This is a genomic window from Pseudomonas sp. JQ36, assembly GCF_053851495.1.
Window position 1 is genome coordinate 5,495,041 of sequence record NZ_CM132642.1, and the last position, 19,815, is coordinate 5,514,855.

The 19,815-nt window shown below is 61.9% G+C and carries 21 protein-coding genes; 6 read left to right on the forward strand and 15 right to left on the reverse strand.

The window, feature by feature from the left end; all coding sequences use genetic code 11:
- Positions 1–88: 88 nt before the first annotated feature.
- The gene (locus tag ACS4NR_RS24790; protein ID WP_166496037.1) at positions 89–979 is read left to right on the forward strand and encodes an esterase/lipase family protein; all 891 of its coding nucleotides are present in this window, start codon (positions 89–91) and stop codon (positions 977–979) included.
- A gap of 118 nt (positions 980–1,097) precedes the next feature.
- Here ACS4NR_RS24790 and ACS4NR_RS24795 read toward each other — a convergent pair whose 3' ends face one another.
- Positions 1,098–1,985 (reverse strand): DMT family transporter, encoded by an 888-nt coding sequence (locus ACS4NR_RS24795; protein ID WP_027613549.1) that lies wholly within the window; start codon positions 1,983–1,985, stop codon positions 1,098–1,100.
- Between the two features lie 96 nt (positions 1,986–2,081).
- Here ACS4NR_RS24795 and ACS4NR_RS24800 point away from each other — a divergent pair, with 96 nt between their 5' ends.
- The 3 genes from ACS4NR_RS24800 (at position 2,082) to ACS4NR_RS24810 (ending at position 4,428) form a co-directional block, all read left to right on the forward strand.
- The gene (locus tag ACS4NR_RS24800; RefSeq protein ID WP_456018569.1) at positions 2,082–2,876 is read left to right on the forward strand and encodes an AraC family transcriptional regulator; all 795 of its coding nucleotides are present in this window, start codon (positions 2,082–2,084) and stop codon (positions 2,874–2,876) included.
- Positions 2,877–2,939: 63 nt separating this feature from the next.
- Positions 2,940–3,245 carry a PsiF family protein gene (locus ACS4NR_RS24805; protein ID WP_007966973.1) on the forward strand — a complete coding sequence of 102 codons (306 nt, stop codon included), beginning with the start codon at positions 2,940–2,942 and terminating at the stop codon, positions 3,243–3,245.
- A 169-nt stretch (positions 3,246–3,414) separates the two neighbouring features.
- Positions 3,415–4,428 carry an AI-2E family transporter gene (locus tag ACS4NR_RS24810; protein ID WP_115985434.1) on the forward strand — a complete coding sequence of 338 codons (1,014 nt, stop codon included), beginning with the start codon at positions 3,415–3,417 and terminating at the stop codon, positions 4,426–4,428.
- Between the two features lie 114 nt (positions 4,429–4,542).
- Here the strand turns inward: ACS4NR_RS24810 and ACS4NR_RS24815 are convergent, their stop codons facing one another.
- Entirely contained in the window at positions 4,543–5,817 is a 1,275-nt protein-coding gene (locus tag ACS4NR_RS24815) for an Hsp70 family protein (protein ID WP_095138153.1), read from the reverse strand.
- 291 nt (positions 5,818–6,108) lie between these two features.
- Here ACS4NR_RS24815 and ACS4NR_RS24820 point away from each other — a divergent pair, with 291 nt between their 5' ends.
- Positions 6,109–7,056 carry a DnaJ C-terminal domain-containing protein gene (locus tag ACS4NR_RS24820; protein WP_027613553.1) on the forward strand — a complete coding sequence of 316 codons (948 nt, stop codon included), beginning with the start codon at positions 6,109–6,111 and terminating at the stop codon, positions 7,054–7,056.
- A 23-nt stretch (positions 7,057–7,079) separates the two neighbouring features.
- On the forward strand, positions 7,080–7,385 hold the full coding sequence (locus ACS4NR_RS24825; protein ID WP_027613554.1) for a chaperone modulator CbpM: 306 nt from the start codon (positions 7,080–7,082) through the stop codon (positions 7,383–7,385).
- 124 nt (positions 7,386–7,509) lie between these two features.
- Here ACS4NR_RS24825 and ACS4NR_RS24830 read toward each other — a convergent pair whose 3' ends face one another.
- From ACS4NR_RS24830 to ACS4NR_RS24890, 13 genes are all read right to left on the reverse strand, one after another.
- A complete protein-coding gene (locus tag ACS4NR_RS24830) occupies positions 7,510–8,637 on the reverse strand; it encodes an ATP-binding protein (RefSeq protein WP_456018570.1) in 1,128 nt (375 codons plus the stop codon).
- A 147-nt stretch (positions 8,638–8,784) separates the two neighbouring features.
- Positions 8,785–10,485, reverse strand: a complete 1,701-nt coding sequence (ureC, locus tag ACS4NR_RS24835; RefSeq protein ID WP_150369550.1) for an urease subunit alpha — start codon at positions 10,483–10,485, stop codon at positions 8,785–8,787.
- A 160-nt stretch (positions 10,486–10,645) separates the two neighbouring features.
- Positions 10,646–10,951 carry an urease subunit beta gene (locus tag ACS4NR_RS24840; protein WP_098966985.1) on the reverse strand — a complete coding sequence of 102 codons (306 nt, stop codon included), beginning with the start codon at positions 10,949–10,951 and terminating at the stop codon, positions 10,646–10,648.
- Positions 10,948–11,484, reverse strand: coding sequence for a GNAT family N-acetyltransferase (locus ACS4NR_RS24845; protein ID WP_027613558.1), 537 nt, complete (start codon positions 11,482–11,484; stop codon positions 10,948–10,950). Before ACS4NR_RS24845 ends, ACS4NR_RS24840 begins: the two co-directional genes overlap by 4 nt.
- 6 nt (positions 11,485–11,490) lie before the next feature.
- Positions 11,491–12,024 carry a GNAT family N-acetyltransferase gene (locus ACS4NR_RS24850; RefSeq protein ID WP_027613559.1) on the reverse strand — a complete coding sequence of 178 codons (534 nt, stop codon included), beginning with the start codon at positions 12,022–12,024 and terminating at the stop codon, positions 11,491–11,493.
- Positions 12,025–12,033: 9 nt separating this feature from the next.
- Positions 12,034–12,336, reverse strand: coding sequence for an urease subunit gamma (gene ureA, locus ACS4NR_RS24855; protein ID WP_007915951.1), 303 nt, complete (start codon positions 12,334–12,336; stop codon positions 12,034–12,036).
- 147 nt (positions 12,337–12,483) lie between these two features.
- Positions 12,484–13,323, reverse strand: a complete 840-nt coding sequence (locus ACS4NR_RS24860; RefSeq protein ID WP_456018571.1) for an urease accessory protein UreD — start codon at positions 13,321–13,323, stop codon at positions 12,484–12,486.
- Positions 13,324–13,353: 30 nt separating this feature from the next.
- Positions 13,354–14,052, reverse strand: coding sequence for an urea ABC transporter ATP-binding subunit UrtE (gene urtE, locus ACS4NR_RS24865; protein ID WP_095138157.1), 699 nt, complete (start codon positions 14,050–14,052; stop codon positions 13,354–13,356).
- Positions 14,053–14,184: 132 nt separating this feature from the next.
- Positions 14,185–15,054, reverse strand: a complete 870-nt coding sequence (urtD, locus tag ACS4NR_RS24870) for an urea ABC transporter ATP-binding protein UrtD (protein WP_115985438.1) — start codon at positions 15,052–15,054, stop codon at positions 14,185–14,187.
- The gene (gene urtC, locus ACS4NR_RS24875; protein WP_456018572.1) at positions 15,051–16,130 is read right to left on the reverse strand and encodes an urea ABC transporter permease subunit UrtC; all 1,080 of its coding nucleotides are present in this window, start codon (positions 16,128–16,130) and stop codon (positions 15,051–15,053) included. Before urtC ends, urtD begins: the two co-directional genes overlap by 4 nt.
- Positions 16,130–17,632, reverse strand: a complete 1,503-nt coding sequence (urtB, locus tag ACS4NR_RS24880) for an urea ABC transporter permease subunit UrtB (RefSeq protein WP_456018573.1) — start codon at positions 17,630–17,632, stop codon at positions 16,130–16,132. The genes urtC and urtB overlap by 1 nt, the downstream gene beginning before the upstream one ends.
- A 163-nt stretch (positions 17,633–17,795) precedes the next feature.
- Positions 17,796–19,061, reverse strand: a complete 1,266-nt coding sequence (gene urtA, locus ACS4NR_RS24885) for an urea ABC transporter substrate-binding protein (protein ID WP_456018574.1) — start codon at positions 19,059–19,061, stop codon at positions 17,796–17,798.
- Between the two features lie 232 nt (positions 19,062–19,293).
- The gene (locus ACS4NR_RS24890; RefSeq protein ID WP_456018575.1) at positions 19,294–19,716 is read right to left on the reverse strand and encodes a hypothetical protein; all 423 of its coding nucleotides are present in this window, start codon (positions 19,714–19,716) and stop codon (positions 19,294–19,296) included.
- Between the last annotated feature and the right edge of the window lie 99 nt (positions 19,717–19,815).

The window sequence follows — 19,815 nt, forward strand, 5'->3', positions numbered from 1 at the left end:
GATGGTGCAGTTGTCATCATCAAGGAGGAAGCTTGGCGGGCGTTTTGCACGTCTGGCATCCACTCAGCGACCACAAGGATGTTTGCCCATGTCACAAGGTTCGGCGACACGTTATCCACTGGTACTGGTGCCGGGCATGCTCGGGTTTATCCGGCTGGTGCTGTATCCGTATTGGTACGGGATCATCAAGGCGTTGCGCCGTGGCGGGGCGACGGTGATTGCGGTGCAGGTGTCGCCGCTCAATTCCACCGAGGTGCGCGGCGAGCAGTTGCTGGCGCGGATCGACGAGATTCTGCGCGAGACCGGCGCCGCCCGAGTCAATCTGTTCGGCCACAGCCAGGGTTCGCTGACCGCCCGTTATGCCGCTGCCAAACGGCCGGATCTGGTCGCCTCGGTGACCTCCGTGGCCGGGCCCAATCACGGTTCGGAACTGGCCGACTATCTGCAGAAACACTACCCGGCGAACAGTGCCAAGGGGCGCGTGCTTGAGGTGCTGTTGCGTTTTGTCGGCTGGCTGATGGCATTGCTGGAAACCGGCTATCACGGGCCGAAACTGCCGGTGGACATCCACGCTTCGCATCAATCGCTGACCAGCGAAGGCGTGGCGCTGTTCAATCAGCGTTATCCACAGGGCCTGCCCGAGACCTGGGGCGGGCAGGGGCCGGAAGAGGTCAATGGGGTGCGGTATTACTCGTGGTCGGGAACCTTGCAACCGGGCAAGACCGATCGCGGCGGCAACCTGTTCGACGGCACCAACCGCAGCTGTCGCTTGTTCGCGAAAACCTTCGTGCGCGAGCCAGGGCAGTGTGACGGGATGGTCGGGCGCTACAGCTCACACCTCGGCACAGTGATTGGCGACGACTATCCGCTGGATCACTTCGACATCGTCAATCAGTCGCTGGGGCTGGTGGGCAAAGGGGCGGATCCGGTGCGGTTGTTTGTCGAGCATGCGGCGCGGCTAAAGGCTGCCGGCGTGTGAATGTCAGTTACACCGCGTTATCGTTCTTCGCGAGCAAGCCCGCTCCCACAGTGGTCCGCATTCCACCTGTTGGAATCCGGTCGAATGTGGGAGCGGGCTTGCTCGCGAAAGGGCAAGATCAGGCAACGCTGAGTTTGCGGCCTAGAACGGTGGTCCAGCGTTCGGAAAGAATCACCCCACCCAACGTCAACACCCCACCCACCAGGTGATACATCGCCAGCTCTTCCTTCAACACCACCGCCGCAATCAGCGCGGTAATCAACGGCAGCAAGTTAAAGAACAAGGTCGTGCGACTCGGCCCCAGACGCTGCACCGCCTGCATCCACGCCAGCGGCGCGAGCATCGAGGCCAGCAGGCACGCGTACAGCACCAGCGGAATGTTCTGCGCGGTGAAGCCGGTTTTCGGCGAGGCGGCGTACAGCGGAAACAGCACCACAATCGCCACCAGCACCTGCAGGTACAGCAACACCAGCGGCGGCAAACGCAGCTGCCATTTTTTCAGCAGGGTGCTGTAGATCGCGTAGGCCAGGGTGGCGATCAGCATCATCGCGTCACCCAGGTTCACTCCGTGTTGCAGCAAGGCGCCGAGGCTGCCGGACGACACCACCACCAGCACGCCGGCGAACGACAGCACTGCACCGAACAAGGCGCCGGCGGTCAGGCGCTGGCCGAGGCTGATGATGGCCATGGCCAGCGACATCAGCGGCATCAATGACAGGATGATGCCCATGTTGGTCGCCGTGGTCAGGGTCGCGGCGAAGTAGGCGAGGCTTTGATACACCGCCATCCCGAGCACGCCGAGGATGAAGATCTTGCCCAGATTCGGGCGGATCTGCGGCCAGTGTGCAATCACCGCTTTGAGCATGAACGGGGTGAACAACAGACCGGCGAGCAGCCAGCGATAGAAACCGATCTCGGCGGGGAAGATCGCCCCGACCGCCAGTTTGTTGATCACGGTATTGCCGGCCCAGATGAAAATCGCCAGCAGGGGAAACGCGTATTGCATGGGTTAAAACCAGAACGTTGATGAACGCTGATTATCCCTTGTCTGGATGCAGCCCTATACTGCGAACCGGACAACCTGCCTCTGCAACCGGACAGCATGAACAGCAAACACATCGATCTGCTGGATTTCAGCGAACTGCCGTCGGCGGTGTACTTCCGCTACGCCGACTTCAACGCCCATGAATACGCCGCGCCGCACCGTCATCCGTGGGGCACGCTGGAGTACGCGGCCCACGGTGTGCTGCACATGGACGTCGACGGCAACCGTTTCATGTCGCCGCCGCACTACGCGGTGTGGGTGCCGCCGCAGGTCGAGCACAGTTTCTACAGCCACCAACCGGTCAACTATCGCGCGGTGTGCCTCGATCCGCAGGTCTGCGCGGATCTGCCGGCGCGCGCCTGCACCCTGGCGATCAGCGACATCCTCAAGGCGATTCTCAAGGACTTCGCCGCCCGCGACGTGAAGATCCCCGAACTGGAGGCCGATCAGCGTCTGGCCCAGGTGCTGGTCGATCAACTGCAACAGGCGCCGGTGCATGAGTGCTATCTGCCGTATGCGAGCAACCCCGGGCTGCTGGCGATCCTCGACGCGTTGCAGGCTGACCCGGGGAACAACCAGCCACTGGCGCACTGGGCGGCGCAGGTGCACGTCAGCGAGCGTACGTTGGCCCGGCAGTTCGTGCGCGAGCTGGGGATGAGTTTCGGCGAATGGCGTCAGCGTCTGCGCTATCTGGCTGCCATCGAGGCCCTGGAAAGCACGAAGAGCGTGCAGGAAATCGCCTTCGATCTGGGTTACAGCGGCGGCTCGGCCTTCATCGCCATGTTTGCCCGGCAGGCCGGCTGTACGCCGGAACAGTATCGGCGTAGTCACCTGGAAGGCAGGAAGGTGTAACAAGATTTGGCTACACTTCAGCGCAGGCCGCCTCCATCGATGCGGCGACAAGGAGAAAACTCCATGAAGATGCTGCGTGTCCCGTTGTTGATGATCGGTCTGCTCCTGTGTTCCCAGGGTTTCGCCGCCACGGCGCAACAGAACAAAATGACCACCTGCAATGCCGACGCTACCGCCAAGAGCCTCAAGGGCGACGAGCGCAAGACTTTCATGAGCACCTGCCTCAAGGCAGCACCGGCCGCCAATGACGGCAAAGTGCTGACCCCGCAGCAGGAAAAAATGAAGACCTGCAACGCCGATGCGAAAACCAAGGCGCTGACCGGCGATGCGCGCAAGACCTTCATGAGTGATTGCCTGAAGAAAAAATAAGATCAAAAGATCGCAGCCTGCGGCAGCTCCTACATGAGACCGCGATCCTGTAGGAGCTGCCGCAGGCTGCGATCTTTTCGGCGCGACCAGGATGCTGGGCATCTACTCGCTTCGGCGCCGGAACGCTGGCAGACTGCCAATCCTTTTACGCCGTTCGTTTTGAGGCTGTATGCCAACGTTTTCTGAGCGTCATGTTGTGTTCTGGGTCAGTTGCATCATTATCTTTGGCGGTCTGTTGCTGGTGTTGCCGCTGCGTTTGTTGCCCAGCCTGCTGGCGGGTCTGCTGGTGTTCGAGCTGGTCAACATGCTCACGCCGCAACTGCAACGGCTGATCGAAGGCCGGCGTGCGCGCTGGCTGGCAGTGGCGCTGCTCGGCACATTGGTGGTCAGTGCGCTGGCGCTGATCTTTGCCGGTGCCATCAGTTTCCTGCTGCACGAAGCGGAAAACCCCGGTGCCTCGCTCGACAAATTCATGGGCGTGGTCGATCGCGCGCGCGGGCAACTGCCGCCGTTCCTTGATGCCTACCTGCCGGCCAGTGCCGCAGAATTTCGCGTGGCTATCGGTCAATGGGCCAGCAAGCACCTGTCCGAGCTGCAACTGGTAGGCAAGGACGCGGCGCACATGTTTGTCACGCTGCTGATCGGCATGGTGCTCGGCGCGATCATCGCCTTGCAGCGCATTCCCGACGTGACCAAGCGCAAACCGCTGGCCGCGGCACTGTTTGACCGTCTGCATCTGCTGGTGCAAGCCTTTCGCAACATTGTCTTCGCGCAGATCAAGATTTCCCTGCTCAACACGATCTTTACCGGGATCTTTCTGGCGGTGATCCTGCCGATGTTCGGCATCAAGCTGCCGCTGACCAAGACCCTGATCGTCCTGACCTTTCTGCTCGGCCTGCTGCCGGTGATCGGCAACCTGATGTCGAACACGCTGATCACCATCGTCGGCCTGTCGCTGTCGATCTGGGTGGCGGTGGCGGCGTTGGGCTATCTGATCTTTATCCACAAGCTCGAATACTTCCTCAACGCGCGCATTGTCGGCGGGCAGATCAGTGCCAAGTCGTGGGAGTTGCTGCTGGCGATGCTGGTGTTCGAAGCCGCGTTCGGCCTGCCGGGAGTGGTGGCGGGGCCGATTTATTACGCGTATCTGAAGAGTGAGCTGAAGCTGGGCGGGATGGTTTGATTCAAGCCTTATAGCGTTTGAAAGGGCCCTTTCGCGAGCAAGCCCGCTCCCACAGGTTGAGTGTGATCCTGTGGGAGCGGGCTTGCTCGCGAAGGGCGCACCGCCGATTCCGGATCAGGCCATAGTGCCGTAGCGCTTCATCGCCTCGATCGCCAGACCGCTGCCGATGCTGCCAAAGATATTCCCTTCCACATGTCGCGCATTCGGCAGCATCGCCGAAACACTGTTGCGCAGCGCCGGAATGCCGCTCGAACCGCCGGTGAAGAACACCGTATCAACCTGAGCCACCGACACGTTGGCATCGTTCAACAGCTGCGTAACGCTGCCGCGCACGCGTTCAAGCAAGGCGTCGATCGACGATTCGAACAGGGCGCGGCTCAGTTCCACGCTCAGGCCCGGCTCGATGCGGTCCAGCGGTACGTGGCGGCTGTCGGCGTGGGTCAGCTGGATCTTGGTTTCTTCGACTTCCATCGCCAGCCAGTGCCCGGCGCGCTGTTCGATCAGCTTGAACAGACGGTCGATGCCACCGGTGTCCTCGATGTCGTAGCGCATGCTGCCCAGCGCCAGAGTCGACTTTTGCGAGTACACCGAGTTGATGGTGTGCCAGGTCGCCAGGTTCATGTGGTGACTGGTCGGCATGTAGGCGCCGCTCTTCATCCGGCTGCCGTAGCCGAACAACGGCATCAGGCCTTGCAGGCTCAGCTGTTTATCGAAATCGGTACCGCCGATGTGCACGCCGCCGGTGGCGAGAATGTCGTCGTGACGGTTGTCCATGCCGCGACGCTCGGGCGACAGGCGCACCAGCGAGAAGTCCGAAGTACCACCGCCGATGTCGACGATCAGCACCAGCTCTTCTTTTTCGATGGTCGACTCGTAGTCGAATGCGGCGGCAATCGGTTCGTACTGGAACGACACGTCCTTGAAACCGAGCTTGCGTGCCACTTCGACCAGGGTGTCTTCGGCTTCCTGGTCAGCCAGCGGGTCGTCATCGACGAAAAACACCGGACGCCCCAGCACCACTTGTTCGAACTCGCGACCGGCGGCCGTTTCGGCACGGCTCTTGAGCTGGCCGATGAACAGCCCCAACAGATCCTTGAACGGCATCGCCGTGCCGAGCACGCTGGTGTCGTGCTTGATCAGCTTGGAGCCGAGCAGGCTCTTGAGCGAGCGCATCAGCCGGCCTTCGTAGCCTTCCAGATATTCGTGCAGGGCCAGACGACCGTAAACCGGGCGGCGCTCTTCGATGTTGAAGAACACCACCGACGGCAGGGTGATCTTGTCGTCTTCCAGCGCGATCATCGTTTCCATGCCGGGGCGCAGCCAGCCGACGGTGGAGTTGGAGGTGCCGAAGTCGATACCGCAGGCACGGGCTGGAGAGGCGTTGTTCATGTCTTTCGGGTTCCGGTCAAAAAACGGCCGCGCAGTGTATGTCAGTGCGCGGCAGATTCGAAGGCCGGTCATCTGCTATTTCGCGACTAAGCTTCTTGAAAGTCGCAGCTTCGCCCCAAACTTGCTGGCATGGGCCGGCAGACATACCGGCGGTCGCAAGAACCGTCGTCCACTGCCGATAAACTTCTGCTGCGCCACCCGGTCACAAAGTTGAGATCGGTCAACCCGGCACGCGCGAATGAGCGCATGCTGGCCTCGGCGCGAAATCGATAACGGATGGTGATTCCTTCGATGGACTTCAAAGACTATTACAAGATACTCGGCGTGGAGCCGACAGCGGACGACAAGGCAATCAAGGCTGCCTATCGCAAGCTGGCGCGCAAATACCACCCCGATGTCAGCAAGGAAAAAGACGCCGAGGCCAAGTTCAAGGACGCCTCGGAAGCCTATGAAGCGCTGAAAAGCGCCGACAAGCGCGCCGAATATGACGAGCTGCGCCGTTATGGCCAGCACGGTCAGCCGTTCCAGGGCCCGCCGGGCTGGCAGAGCCGTGGCGGTTTTGGCGGAGGCGGTGGCGACACCGGCGACTTCTCGGACTTCTTCAGTTCGATCTTCGGCAATCGCGGAGCCGGTTTCGGTGGCGACGGTCGGCAACAACGCAGTGCAGGGCGCCGAGGGCAAGACGTGGAAATGGAACTGCCGGTCTTCCTTGAGGAGACGCTGTCGGACGAGTCGAAGAAGGTCAGCTTCCAGGTCCCGCAATACAACGCCAACGGTCAGCACGTCAGCAATACCAGTAAGAGCCTGAACGTGAAGATCCCGGCGGGCGTCACCGACGGCGAGCGCATCCGCCTCAAAGGGCAGGGCGCACCGGGCATCGGTGGCGGGGCCAATGGCGACCTGTACCTGACCATTCGCTTTGCGCCGCATCCGAAATTCGATGTCGAAGGCGAAAACCTGATCATCACCCTGCCATTGGCACCGTGGGAGCTGGCGCTAGGCGCTGAAGTCGCCGTGCCGACCCTGACCGGCAAGATCAACCTCAAGGTTCCAGCCGGCAGCCAGAACGGCCAGCGCATGCGCGCCAAGGGGCATGGCTTGAAGAACAAGGCCGGTGAGCGCGGTTATCTGTTCGTGCAGCTCAAGGCCGTGATGCCGAAAACCTCCGACGACGAGGTCAAGGCGCTGTGGCAGGAACTGGCGAAGAAAGCCGCGTTCAACCCACGAGAGAACTTCTGAATCCGACGACGGAGTAGCCCATCATGAGCAGCCCCCTGATCGTTCAACTGGACATGGCAGAATTCTGTGAGGCGGCCGATCTGTCGGACGTCTACGTGATCGAAATCGTCGAACACGGCATCCTCGAACCTCAGGGCGCGCAGCCCCGGGAATGGCGGTTCACCGACTACGAACTGAGCCTGGCCAAACGCGCCGCGAAGTTGCGGCGCGAGCTGGAGCTGGAGTGGGAGGGCGTCGCGCTGGCGCTTGATCTGCTGGATGAAGTGAAGGAACTGCGAGCGGAGAATCGCATGCTGCGCCAGCGGTTGGGGCGTTTGGTGGTCGAATAGTTTTACCGTTGGTTCTGGAGTGTCTTTGCCGGCCCCTTCGCGAGCAAGCCCGCTCCCACAGGAGATCGCGATCTAAATGTGGGAGCGGGCTTGCTCGCGAAGAACGATAACGCGGTAAGCCTGCTTAAACCTTTCTTGGCAACACCACACTGAACAGCGTGCCGTCAGCCTCGCTTGAGCTGACGTCGATCGTCCCGCCATGGGCGGTCACCACTTCCTTGACGATGAACAAGCCCAACCCGAGGCTGGTCGACGGCTGCCCGAGCTCTTCGTCGGCGCTGCGCACCAGCGGGTCGAAAATCGTGCCGATCGCCTCTTCGGAAATCGGTGTGCCGTAGTTGTGCACCGACAGGCACACGTGGTCGCCCTCGCCACGCAGATCGAGGGTCACGTCGCGCTGGTTGGCACCGTGCTGCAAGGCATTGCCGATCAGGTTTTGCAATAACTGGTCGATCCGTCCGGCGTCCCACACGCCGCTGGTGTCACCGTGCACGGTGAGCCTGGGATCGGATTGCGGTTGACCGGCGCAGGCTTCGGCGATCGCCGCTCGCGCCGCAACGGCCAGATCCATCGGTGCCGGCTCGATCGGCAGGCTACGGCCCAGACGACTGCGCACCAGTTCCAGCAGATCGCTGACCATCGCCGCCATGTGCCGCGCACCGCGTTTGATGTGCAAGGCACATTCCAGCGCATCACCTTCAAGGCTGGCTTTGCGCAGCAACAGTTCGGTGGACATGCTCACCGCCTGCAGCGGCGCGCGCAGGTCATGGCCGAGGATGGCGAGGAAGATATCCCGCGAGCGGTTGACCTGCTCGGCGTAAGCCGCGGTGGATTCGGCCAGGGCTTCGTCGATGGCTTCGTTGAAGCGGATCATGTCCTGGAAATAGGTCACGTCCGGCGACTCAAGGCTGTTGACCCACAGGCGGATCACGCAGGCGCGCAAATGGCGGAATTCGCTGGTCATTTGCACCAGGTCAAAACCGACGGTGTGGCGCAATTCGCCATGGCTGGCGCCGGCCTCGTCCAGGCTCGGGGTCATTTCCGGCCCTTCGCCCTTGGCCTTGGCAGCCTGTTCGGCGGGGCTTTGCGGCTTGTTCATGTCGCGGGCCGCAGCCCGCAGAATCTCGCTGGCGTGATCGCGCAGCGCAGTGGAATCCAGATAGTCGGCGGCCGGCGTGATGGTCGCGGCGAACTGTTCCCACTCATCGACGATAGGGTCGATATTGGCCACGATGAACTCGGAAAGACGCATGGGCAGTTCCTGAAAATAGGCGGAGCGAATCGAATATTAGCCCCTTTGGCGGGAAATACACGACCGTTTGCACAGTGCTTTCCCAGCACCACGAAAAAGGCCCCGGGATCGTGCGCAAGATACGAACCCGGGGCCTTTTGCCGTGCGTCAGAATAGGAAGTAGCGCTGGGCCATCGGCAGGGTTTCCGCCGGTTCACACCAGAGCAGCACGCCGTCGGCCTTGACCTGATAGGTCTGCGGGTCGACGTCGATGTTCGGCAGGTAATCGTTGTGGATCAGGTCGGTTTTCTGCACCTCGCGGCAGCCTTTGACCACGCCGATTTTCTTCTTCAATCCCAGTGCCTCGGGCAGCCCGGCCTCCTGCGCGGCCTGACTGATGAAGGTCAGACTGGTGGCGTGCAGCGAGCCCCCGTAACTGGCGAACATCGGGCGGTAGTGCACCGGTTGCGGGGTTGGAATCGACGCGTTGGCGTCGCCCATCAAACTGGCGGCGATCGCGCCGCCCTTGAGGATCAGCGTCGGTTTGACGCCGAAGAACGCCGGCCGCCAGAGCACCAGGTCGGCCCATTTGCCAACTTCGATAGAACCCACTTCATGGCTGATGCCGTGGGTGATCGCCGGGTTGATCGTGTATTTGGCGATGTAGCGCTTGGCGCGAAAGTTGTCGTTGCCTTCGCCGTCCTGCGGCAGCGGGCCGCGCTGCTTTTTCATCTTGTCGGCAGTCTGCCAGGTGCGCGTGATGACTTCGCCGACGCGGCCCATGGCCTGGCTGTCGGAGCTGATCATTGAAAACGCGCCGAGGTCGTGGAGGATGTCTTCGGCGGCGATGGTTTCGCGGCGGATGCGGCTTTCGGCGAACGCCACGTCTTCGGCGATGCTCGGGTCGAGGTGGTGGCAGACCATCAGCATGTCGAGGTGTTCGTCGATGGTGTTGCGGGTGAATGGCCGGGTCGGGTTGGTCGAGCTCGGCAGCACATTAGGGAAACCGCAGGCCTTGATGATGTCCGGCGCATGGCCGCCGCCGGCACCTTCGGTGTGATAGGTGTGAATGGTGCGGCCCTTGAACGCGCCGAGTGTGGTTTCGACGAAACCGGATTCGTTGAGGGTGTCGGTGTGGATCGCCACCTGCACGTCGTACTGGTCGGCGACGCTCAGGCAGTTGTCGATGCTCGCCGGAGTGGTACCCCAGTCCTCGTGCAGCTTGAGGCCGATAGCCCCGGCCTTGACCTGCTCGATCAGCGGCTCCGGCAGGCTGGCGTTGCCCTTGCCGGTGAGGCCGATGTTCATCGGGAACGCGTCGGCGGCCTGGAGCATGCGCGCCAGGTGCCACGGGCCGGAGGTGCAGGTGGTGGCGTTGGTGCCGGTGGCAGGCCCGGTGCCGCCGCCGATCATGGTGGTGACGCCGCTCATCAGCGCTTCTTCGATCTGCTGCGGGCAGATGAAGTGAATGTGCGTGTCGATGCCGCCGGCGGTGAGGATCATGCCTTCACCAGCGATCACTTCGGTGCTGGCGCCGATGGCGATGGTCACGTTCGGCTGCACGTCCGGGTTGCCGGCCTTGCCAATTGCGGCGATACGCCCGTCCTTGAGGCCGACGTCGGCCTTGACGATGCCCCAGTGGTCGATGATCAGCGCGTTGGTGATCAGCGTGTCGACCACCTCGGCGGCGAGCAACTGGCTCTGGCCCTGGCCATCCCGGATGACTTTGCCGCCGCCGAACTTCACTTCTTCGCCGTAGGTGGTGAAGTCCTTTTCGACTTCGATCCACAACTCGGTGTCCGCCAGGCGCACCTTGTCGCCGACGGTGGGGCCGAACATGTCGGCGTAGGCTTGTCTGGAAATCTTCATGTGTTCGCCTTGGAATTCAATGGTCTTTGAGGCTGTTCGCTGCGCTCACAGATTCGCGAGCAAGCCCGCTCCCACAATTGATCGCATTTCAACTGAAGGAACGCGGTCGAAGGTGGGAGCGGGCTTGCTCGCGAAGGGGCCAGAGCAGACACCGCATTACTTAGAGATCACCCATGACCCGCCCGGCAAAGCCGAACACCCGCCGATGCCCGGCATACTCCACCAGTTCGACCTCGCGACTCTGCCCTGGCTCGAAGCGCACCGCGGTGCCGGCCGGAATGTTCAGGCGCATGCCACGGCTGGCGGCGCGGTCGAAGGTCAGCGCGTCGTTGGTTTCGAAAAAGTGATAGTGCGAACCGACCTGAATCGGCCGGTCGCCGCTGTTGGCGACTTTCAGGCTAAGGGTGCGGCGGCCGACATTCAGTTCGATGTCGCCGGGCTGGATCTGGTACTGGCCGGGAATCATGGCCGGGCTCCTTGCAGAATCTTGTAGTAGAGGGCGGTCGGGCGATACGTGCCGTGCGGGTCGCAGGCGTAATCGGGAATTTCGCCGGCGCGGGTGTAACCCAGGGCCTTGTAGAAATCTTCGGCGGGCGAACCGGCCTCGGTGTCGAGGTAGAGCATGCCGCGCTTGTGCTTGGCCGCTTCGAGTTCCAGCGCATTCATCAATTGCTGACCGAGGCCGCGTCGACGCGCCTGCTCGCGCACCAGCAGCTTCTGCACTTCGGCACGATTGAGCCCGTTGGCCTTCTGGCACAGGCCCAACTGCACGCTGGCCTGCACCTCTTCATCCTTGACCACCACCCAGAGCAACACGCTGCCCTTGTTCACTTGTTGCTGCACTTCATCGAAATACGCTCGGGCCTGCGCGGCATCGAGGTCGGCCATGAAACCGACGCTGGCGCCATAACCTACGGCGTCGAGCAGCAGATCAATCAGGCCCTGACGATAGTGCGCAAAACTTTCCGCATTGACGCGTCGCAGTTGGGCGGGGTTCATCGCGTGTCACTCCTTGTTGGCGACCGGCGGCTGGGCGCCAGGATTGAGGGTCAGTTGCATGAAGGTCAGATCGAGCCAGCGACCGAACTTGGTGCCGACTTGTGGCATTTGTCCGGTGATGCTGAAACCGGCGCGCTCATGCAGACGAATGGAAGCGGAATTGCCACTTTCGATGGCGGCGACCATCACGTGCTTGTCGCAGGCTTTGGCCCGCTCGATCAGCACGCTCATCAATTGCGGGCCAAGACCATTGCCGCGCTGGTCGCTGCGCACGTAGACCGAGTGCTCGACGGTATGGCGGAAACCGTCGAACGGCCGCCAGTCGCCAAAGGAAGCGTAGCCGAGCACAACGTTGTCGGCGTCGACGATCACCAGAATCGGGTAGGCCTGGGCCTGACGGGCGCTGAACCACGCCTGGCGGTTGCCGAGGTCGACCGCCGATTCGTTCCAGATCGCCGTAGTGTTGAGCACCGCGTCGTTGTAGATGTCGCGGATTGCCGGCAGGTCGGCGTGCAGCGCATCGCGAATGGTGTAGGTCATGGCGCGGCCTCAGACAATCGGCTGGTGGACGGTGACCAGTTTGGTGCCGTCGGGGAACGTTGCTTCGACCTGGATCTCCGGGATCATTTCCGGGATGCCTTCCATCACCTGCTCACGGCTCAGCAGGGTGGTGCCGAAGTGCATCAGCTCGGCCACGGTCTGGCCGTCACGGGCGCCTTCGAGCAGCGCGGCGGAGATGTAGGCCATGGCTTCCGGGTAGTTGAGCTTCACGCCACGGGCCAGTCGGCGCTCGGCGACGAGGCCGGCGGTGAAGATCAACAGCTTGTCTTTTTCGCGTGGGGTCAGGTCCATTGCGGGTATCCATCAGGGCAGATTGAAAAATGTGCATAAATCTCCTGTGGGAGCGGGCTTGCTCGCGAAAGCGGCAGGTCAGCCAGCATCTGTGTGAATGACACACCGCCTTCGCGAGCAAGCCCGCTCCCACAGTTGGATTGCATGTCAGGTGTTCCAGATTCGCGGTGGCTGGGCTTCGCGGCCGAGCAGGGCCGGGCGCAGCAGGCGCCACAGGTCGATCAGCCAGGCGCGGGCCAGCAGTGCCTCGCTCGCCAGGCAACGGGCAACCAAAAGCCCCGGCAACTGGGTCAGATCACCGCGCACTGCATGCCCCAGCGAGCGGCAGCGCTCCAGCAACTCGGCATCAATTTCACCGGTGACCAGCAGCGTCGCAAACACCGGATTGCCATCCAGACCGATCGGCGAATCCAGCAAACCGTCATTGCCGGTGATCCGTTGACGTTCGTGCCACAGCAACCGGCCATCACGGCGGATATCCAGATGCGCTTGAAAATGTCCAAGGTCGAAGCGCTCGCCACTGGCCGGTCGGCCCAGCGCCACCACGTCCCAGTAGAACAGCCGCGCATCGCCCTCAAGTTCGATCGAGGTGGTGAGTTCAGCCTGAGCGGCGCTGTAGACGATGGTTTCCTGCGGCAGCCATTCCAGCGTCGCACCGGCAGCGACTTTCAGGTCAAGCTGCTGATACGCCGGCCCCGTTGCGCGATACCACTTGGCGGCGCCAGGGCTGGTGATCTGCGCCCAGGCGTCCTGTTCGATGCGGGCGCTGATATTCAGTCGATCACCCCCGGCGATCCCGCCCGGCGGGTGGACGATGATGTGCTGACAGACCTCGGGGCCTTCGGCATACAGGTGCTTTTGCACGCGCAGCGGGCCGAGATGCCGGCGCTGAACCGGGCGTGTGCAGTCGCCGAAGCGGGCGTAGGCCAGCTCCAGCTCGGCGTGCCAGCTCGGGGTAAACAGGGCAGTGGGAAGCGGTAAGTTCATGGTTTGTAATTATCGTTAGGAAGCTACAGATTAAATTGTTACCAGACCTCGTACACCCTCGGCCTCCATATTTTCACCTCGACCCTGCTGCACGATCTCGCCCCGGGACATCACCAGGTACTGATCGGCCAGCTCCGCAGCGAAATCGTAGAACTGCTCGACCAGCAAAATCGCCATGTCACCCCGCGCCGCAAGTTTCTTGATCACCGCGCCGATCTCCTTGATCACCGAGGGCTGAATGCCTTCGGTGGGCTCGTCGAGGATCAGCAATCGCGGACGACTGGCCAATGCGCGCCCGATAGCCAGCTGCTGTTGCTGACCGCCGGACAGGTCGCCGCCGCGGCGCTGCTTCATTTGTAGCAGCACCGGGAACAATTCGTAGATGAAACCTGGTACTTCTTTCGCTTCGCTGCCGGGAAACCGTGACAGGCCCATCAGCAGATTCTCCTCCACCGTGAGCCGGCCGAAGATTTCCCGGCCCTGTGGCACGTAAGCGATCCCGGCGTGTACACGCTGGTGCGGCTTGAGCGTGGTGATCGCTTTGCCTTCCCAGTTCACCGCGCCTTCCTTGGCCGGCAACAGGCCCATCAGGCATTTGAGCAGGGTGGTCTTGCCCACGCCGTTGCGCCCGAGCAGGCAGGTGACTTCGCCGACTTTTACGTCGAATGAGAGGCCACGGAGGATGTGGCTACCGCCGTAGTACTGGTGCAGCTTGTCGACTTGCAGCATTCTCAAAATCTCCTCAAATCCCCCTGTGGGAGCGGGCTTGCTCGCGAATGCGGTGGATCAGTCGCCATCAACTTGAATGGCACACCGCCTTCGCGAGCAAGCCCGCTCCCACATTGGAAAGGTGTTTGCAGCTCAGCGGCCGAGGTAAACCTCGATCACCCGCTCGTTGTCCTGCACCTGCTCCAGCGATCCTTCCGCCAGCACGCTGCCCTGATGCAGCACAGTCACGTGGTCGGCAATCGAGCCGACGAAGCCCATGTCGTGCTCCACCACCATCAGCGAATGCTTGCCGGCCAGCGACTTGAACAGCTCGGCGGTGAATTCGGTTTCGGCATCGGTCATGCCCGCCACCGGTTCGTCGAGCAGCAGCAATTGCGGGTCTTGCATCAGCAACATGCCGATCTCCAGAAACTGCTTCTGACCGTGGGACAGCAAGCCCGCCGGGCGATTGACCGAGGTGGTCAGGCGAATGGTCTCCAGCACTTCGCTGATGCGATCGCGCTGCTCGCCGCTCAGGCGTGCGCGCAAGCTGGCCCACACCGACTTGTCGGTCTTCTGCGCCAGCTCCAGGTTTTCGAATACGCTGAGGGCTTCGAACACCGTCGGTTTCTGAAACTTGCGGCCGATCCCGGCCTGGGCGATCTGCACTTCGCTCATCTGCGTCAGGTCCAGGGTTTCGCCGAACCACGCCTTGCCGTGACTGGGGCGGGTCTTGCCGGTGATCACATCCATCAGCGTGGTCTTGCCCGCGCCGTTGGGGCCGATGATGCAGCGCAGTTCGCCGACACCGATGTACAGGTTCAGATTGTTCAGCGCGCGAAAGCCGTCGAAGCTGACGCTGATGTCTTCCAGGGTCAGGATCGTGCCGTGGCGGGTGTCGAGGCCCGGGCCGACGCGTTGGCCGAGGCCGATCGAGTCACGGCTGGTGCCTTCGTCCTTGTTCGGTTCCACGGGGAAAAACGCCGGCTCGAGCATGAATTCAGCACTCGCAGTGACTCTCATTGTTCACCTCGTTTCTTCAGCAGGCCGATCACGCCTTTGGGCAAATACAACGTCACGACGATGAACAGCGCGCCGAGGAAGAACAGCCAGTATTCGGGGAAAGCCACGGTGAACCAGCTCTTCATGCCGTTGACCACACCCGCGCCGAGCAACGGCCCGATCAGCGTGCCGCGACCGCCGAGGGCCACCCACACTGCCGCTTCGATCGAGTTGGTCGGCGACATTTCGCTGGGGTTGATGATCCCCACTTGCGGCACATACAAGGCCCCGGCCAGACCGCACAGCACCGCGCTCAAGACCCAGACGAACAGCTTGAAACCGCGCGGGTCGTAGCCGCAGAACATCAGGCGGTTTTCCGCATCGCGCAGCGCCGTCAGCACCCGGCCGAACTTGCTTTGCGCCAGACGCCAGCCGATGAACAGGCTCGCCACCAGCAACAACACGGTAGCCAGAAACAGCACCGCGCGAGTGCTGGGTTCAGTGATGCCGAAACCGAGAATCGTGCGGAAATTGGTGAAGCCGTTGTTGCCGCCGAAGCCGGTCTCGTTGCGGAAAAACAGGAGCATCCCGGCGAACGTCAGGGCCTGGGTCATGATCGAGAAATACACACCCTTGATCCGCGAGCGGAAGGCGAAGAAGCCGAACACCAGCGCCAGCAGACCCGGCGCCAGCACCACCAGGCACATCGACCAGATAAAGCTGCTGGTGCCGCTCCAGTACCACGGCAGTTCGGTCCACGACAGAAAGGTCATGAACGCCGGCAAACCATCACCGGCGGCCTGACGCATCAGGTACATGCCCATCGCATAACCACCGAGGGCGAAGAACAGACCGTGGCCAAGCGACAACAGCCCGGCGTAACCCCAGACCAGATCCAGCGCCAAGGCGACGATGGCGTAGCAGAGGATTTTGCCGACCAGCGTCAGCGTATACGCCGAGACATGCAGCGCACTGTCCGGCGCCAGCAGCGAGAGCAGCGGCAGGGCGATCAGCAGCGCGAGGATCACCGCGCCGATGGCAATGGTGACTTTCGGCCCGGCTTTTTGCGTGGCCGTGACAAGTAGAGGCTGGTTCATCAGTCGATCACCCGTCCTTTCAGTGCGAAGAGGCCTTGCGGACGTTTCTGGATGAACAGAATGATCAGCGCGAGGATCAGGATCTTGCCGAGTACCGCACCGATCTGCGGTTCGAGAATCTTGTTGGCGATGCCCAGCCCGAACGCGGCGAGCACGCTGCCGGCGAGTTGCCCGACGCCACCGAGCACCACCACCAGGAACGAGTCGATGATGTAGCTCTGACCCAGGTCCGGGCCGACGTTGCCGATCTGACTCAGCGCCACACCGCCGAGCCCGGCAATGCCCGAGCCGAGGCCGAAGGCGAGCATGTCGACGCGGCCGGTGGGCACGCCGCAGCAGGCAGCCATGTTGCGGTTCTGCGTGACCGCACGGACGTTGAGACCGAGGCGGGTCTTGTTCAGCAGCAGCCAGGTCAGCACCACCACGAACAAGGCGAAAGCGATGATCACGATGCGGTTGTACGGCAACACCAGATTCGGCAGTACTTGAATACCGCCGGACAGCCACGCCGGGTTCGCCACTTCAACGTTCTGTGCACCGAACAGCAGGCGCACCAACTGAATCAGCATCAGGCTGATGCCCCAGGTGGCGAGCAGGGTTTCCAGCGGTCGGCCGTAGAGATGACGAATCACCGTGCGTTCCAGCGCCATGCCGATTGCCGCCGTGACGAAGAACGCCACCGGCAGCGCGATCAGCGGGTAGAACTCGATGGCTTGCGGGGCGTAGTGCTGGAACAGCAACTGCACTACGTAGGTCGAGTAGGCGCCAAGCATCAGCATCTCGCCGTGGGCCATGTTGATCACCCCGAGCAGGCCGAAGGTGATCGCCAGACCGAGGGCCGCGAGCAGCAGGATCGAGCCGAGGGACATGCCGCTGAACGCCTGACCCAACACTTCGCCGATCAGCAGTTTGCGCTTGACCTGAGCCAGACTGGTTTCGGCGGCGGTGCGCACCCCGGCATCGCTTTCGACGCCGGGTTCGAGCAGGCCTTCGAGGCGCGTGCGGGCCAGCGGATCGCCGGTTTCACCGAGCAGGCGCACGGCGGCCAGACGCACCGCCGGGTCGCTGTCCACCAGTTGCAGATTGGCCAGCGCCAGGCTCAGGGCGGCGTGGACGTTCTCGTCTTTTTCGCCAGCCAGTTGCTGGTCGAGGAATTTCAGCTGCGCGGGTTTCGCGCTTTTCTGCAATTGCTGCGCGGCAATCAGACGGGTTTTGGCGTCGGCGGCGAGCAATTGGTGGCTGGCCAGAGCGGTGTCGATCAGACCTCGCAGGCGGTTGTTCAGGCGCAGGGTTTTCGGCTGGCCGTCGATGATCAATTGGCCTTGTTGCAGGGCGTTGATCAGCTCGACACGCGCCGGCTCGGGCTGCGCGGCCCAGGCTTCCAACAGTTTGGCCTGTTGCACGGGATTGGCGGCGACGAAGTCTTCGGCGTCGCCGGCAAAGGCAGTCATCGGCAACAGCAGTGCGATGGCGAGGATGAAGCGGTAAAGGGTAGTCGGCATAAAGAGTCGCCTTGCGCGGACTAATGGTGGGAGCGGGCTTGCTCGCGAAAGCGGTGTGTCAGCTTGCATCTAAGTTGAATGACGAACTGCTTTCGCGAGCAAGCCCGCTCCCACAGGGAGAGTGTGTCGGACTGAAAGTCTTACCAGCCCGACACCCAATGGCTCAGTTGCTCTTCACCGCATAATCCGGCTTCTTGTCGTTGCCATCGATAAACGGACTCCACGGCTGCGCGCGGATCGGGCCTTCGGTCTGCCACACGACGTTGAACTGACCGTCGCTCTGGATCTCGCCGATCATCACCGGTTTGTGCAGGTGGTGGTTGGTCTTGTCCATGGTCAGCGTATAACCGGACGGCGCGGTGAAAGTCTGGCCGGCCAGCGCTTCGCGAACCTTGTCGACGTCGGTGGACTTGGCTTTTTCCGCTGCCTGCGCCCACATGTGGATGCCGACGTAAGTGGCTTCCATCGGGTCGTTGGTCACCGCTTTGTCGGCGCCCGGCAGGTTGTGTTTCTTCGCGTAGGCCTTCCAGTCAGCGACGAACTTCTTGTTCACCGGGTTCTCCACGGACTCGAAGTAGTTCCACGCCGCAAGGTTGCCCACCAGCGGTTTGGTGTCGATGCCGCGCAGCTCTTCTTCACCCACCGAGAACGCTACCACCGGTACGTCGGTAGCCTTCAGGCCCTGGTTGGCCAGCTCTTTGTAGAACGGCACGTTGGAGTCGCCGTTGACCGTGGAGATCACCGCTGTCTTGCCGCCGGCGGAGAACTTCTTGATGTTGGCGACGATGGTTTGATAGTCGCTGTGACCGAACGGGGTGTAGACCTCTTCGATGTCCTTGTCGGCCACGCCTTTGGAATGCAGGAACGAGCGCAGGATCTTGTTGGTGGTGCGCGGGTAGACGTAGTCGGTGCCGAGCAGGAAGAAGCGCTTGGCGCTGCCGCCTTCTTCGCTCATCAGGTATTCAACGGCGGGGATCGCTTGCTGGTTCGGCGCGGCGCCGGTGTAGAACACGTTCGGCGACATCTCTTCGCCTTCGTATTGCACCGGGTAGAACAGCAGGCCGTTGAGTTCTTCGAACACCGGTAGCACCGATTTACGCGACACCGAGGTCCAGCAACCGAACACCACGGCGACCTTGTCCTGGGTCAGCAACTGCCGGCCTTTTTCGGCGAACAGCGGCCAGTTCGATGCCGGGTCGACCACCACCGGTTCGAGCATCTTGCCGTTCACCCCGCCCTTGGCGTTGATCTCGTCGATGGTCATCAGCGCCATGTCTTTGAGCGACGTTTCGGAGATCGCCATGGTCCCGGACAACGAGTGCAGAATCCCCACCTTGATGGTCTCGGCGGCCTGGACAGTCCAGGTCATGCCCATCGCGGCAATGGATGCCGTGAGTGTGAAAGCCTTGATCAAACTGCGACGCTTCATTGTGCGATCTCCATGAACGTTAAAGTTTTTTATGGTTGGCAGATGCGGACGACTGAAGGTGTGTTTTGCAAGGGCTGTGCCCGGTCGGGATCGGGCAGGAAAATGTCGTGTCAGAGCGGTTGCGCGATAGCGGCGCGCACCAGGAGAGGACAAGCGAGTGGCGGTGGTGCGAGGGCGTGCTTCATTGTGGTGCTGCCGCAGGGCGACAGCACTTTTCAGGGAGTGGGCCGAATCAGCCCTTGACGCAGTTTTCCATACCGTGACCGCCGCCCTCATATTCCGGGCCGTAGTAGTACTTGATAAAGGACGTCTTGCCGTCTGGAGCTGATTTCATCTTTGCAATGCCAACGCCGTAGTCCTTCAAGGCGGGATCGGTGTGCGCAAAGTAAATGGCCAGCGAGTCTGCATCGGCTGCGGCAAAACCGTTGTACAGAGACTTGTCGGCGAGGGTCAGGGTGAAGCGGTAAGCACCGTACTCACCGGTACTTTGCCCGACATTCAGTGACATATCGACAGTGCCTCTGAATTCGCCGATATGGCTGTCCATTCCCTTGCATTCGTACGTACCGCTGTAATCCGTGCCGGTGAAGGGGGGCGGGCTTGCCCATGCAGGCGCCGAGATAAATACGATTGAGGCAAGAATCGTCTTGAGCAACGTGATTTTCCTTTCGTGTTCGGACAGGCGCAGGACTCGCCGAGCCTTGCGCAGCGGAGGGCTGAGTGTTCAGCGACCGTGGAAGACTAGGGCGCGTGC

Coding starts and splice junctions, on each gene's coding strand:
- ACS4NR_RS24790 (WP_166496037.1), top strand. CDS start 89: ATGTCACAAGGTTCGGCGACACGTTATCCACTGGTACTGGTGCCGGGC.
- ACS4NR_RS24795 (WP_027613549.1), bottom strand. CDS start 1,985: ATGCAATACGCGTTTCCCCTGCTGGCGATTTTCATCTGGGCCGGCAAT.
- ACS4NR_RS24800 (WP_456018569.1), top strand. CDS start 2,082: ATGAACAGCAAACACATCGATCTGCTGGATTTCAGCGAACTGCCGTCG.
- ACS4NR_RS24805 (WP_007966973.1), top strand. CDS start 2,940: ATGAAGATGCTGCGTGTCCCGTTGTTGATGATCGGTCTGCTCCTGTGT.
- ACS4NR_RS24810 (WP_115985434.1), top strand. CDS start 3,415: ATGCCAACGTTTTCTGAGCGTCATGTTGTGTTCTGGGTCAGTTGCATC.
- ACS4NR_RS24815 (WP_095138153.1), bottom strand. CDS start 5,817: ATGAACAACGCCTCTCCAGCCCGTGCCTGCGGTATCGACTTCGGCACC.
- ACS4NR_RS24820 (WP_027613553.1), top strand. CDS start 6,109: ATGGACTTCAAAGACTATTACAAGATACTCGGCGTGGAGCCGACAGCG.
- ACS4NR_RS24825 (WP_027613554.1), top strand. CDS start 7,080: ATGAGCAGCCCCCTGATCGTTCAACTGGACATGGCAGAATTCTGTGAG.
- ACS4NR_RS24830 (WP_456018570.1), bottom strand. CDS start 8,637: ATGCGTCTTTCCGAGTTCATCGTGGCCAATATCGACCCTATCGTCGAT.
- ureC (WP_150369550.1), bottom strand. CDS start 10,485: ATGAAGATTTCCAGACAAGCCTACGCCGACATGTTCGGCCCCACCGTC.
- ACS4NR_RS24840 (WP_098966985.1), bottom strand. CDS start 10,951: ATGATTCCCGGCCAGTACCAGATCCAGCCCGGCGACATCGAACTGAAT.
- ACS4NR_RS24845 (WP_027613558.1), bottom strand. CDS start 11,484: ATGAACCCCGCCCAACTGCGACGCGTCAATGCGGAAAGTTTTGCGCAC.
- ACS4NR_RS24850 (WP_027613559.1), bottom strand. CDS start 12,024: ATGACCTACACCATTCGCGATGCGCTGCACGCCGACCTGCCGGCAATC.
- ureA (WP_007915951.1), bottom strand. CDS start 12,336: ATGGACCTGACCCCACGCGAAAAAGACAAGCTGTTGATCTTCACCGCC.
- ACS4NR_RS24860 (WP_456018571.1), bottom strand. CDS start 13,323: ATGAACTTACCGCTTCCCACTGCCCTGTTTACCCCGAGCTGGCACGCC.
- urtE (WP_095138157.1), bottom strand. CDS start 14,052: ATGCTGCAAGTCGACAAGCTGCACCAGTACTACGGCGGTAGCCACATC.
- urtD (WP_115985438.1), bottom strand. CDS start 15,054: ATGAGAGTCACTGCGAGTGCTGAATTCATGCTCGAGCCGGCGTTTTTC.
- urtC (WP_456018572.1), bottom strand. CDS start 16,130: ATGAACCAGCCTCTACTTGTCACGGCCACGCAAAAAGCCGGGCCGAAA.
- urtB (WP_456018573.1), bottom strand. CDS start 17,632: ATGCCGACTACCCTTTACCGCTTCATCCTCGCCATCGCACTGCTGTTG.
- urtA (WP_456018574.1), bottom strand. CDS start 19,061: ATGAAGCGTCGCAGTTTGATCAAGGCTTTCACACTCACGGCATCCATT.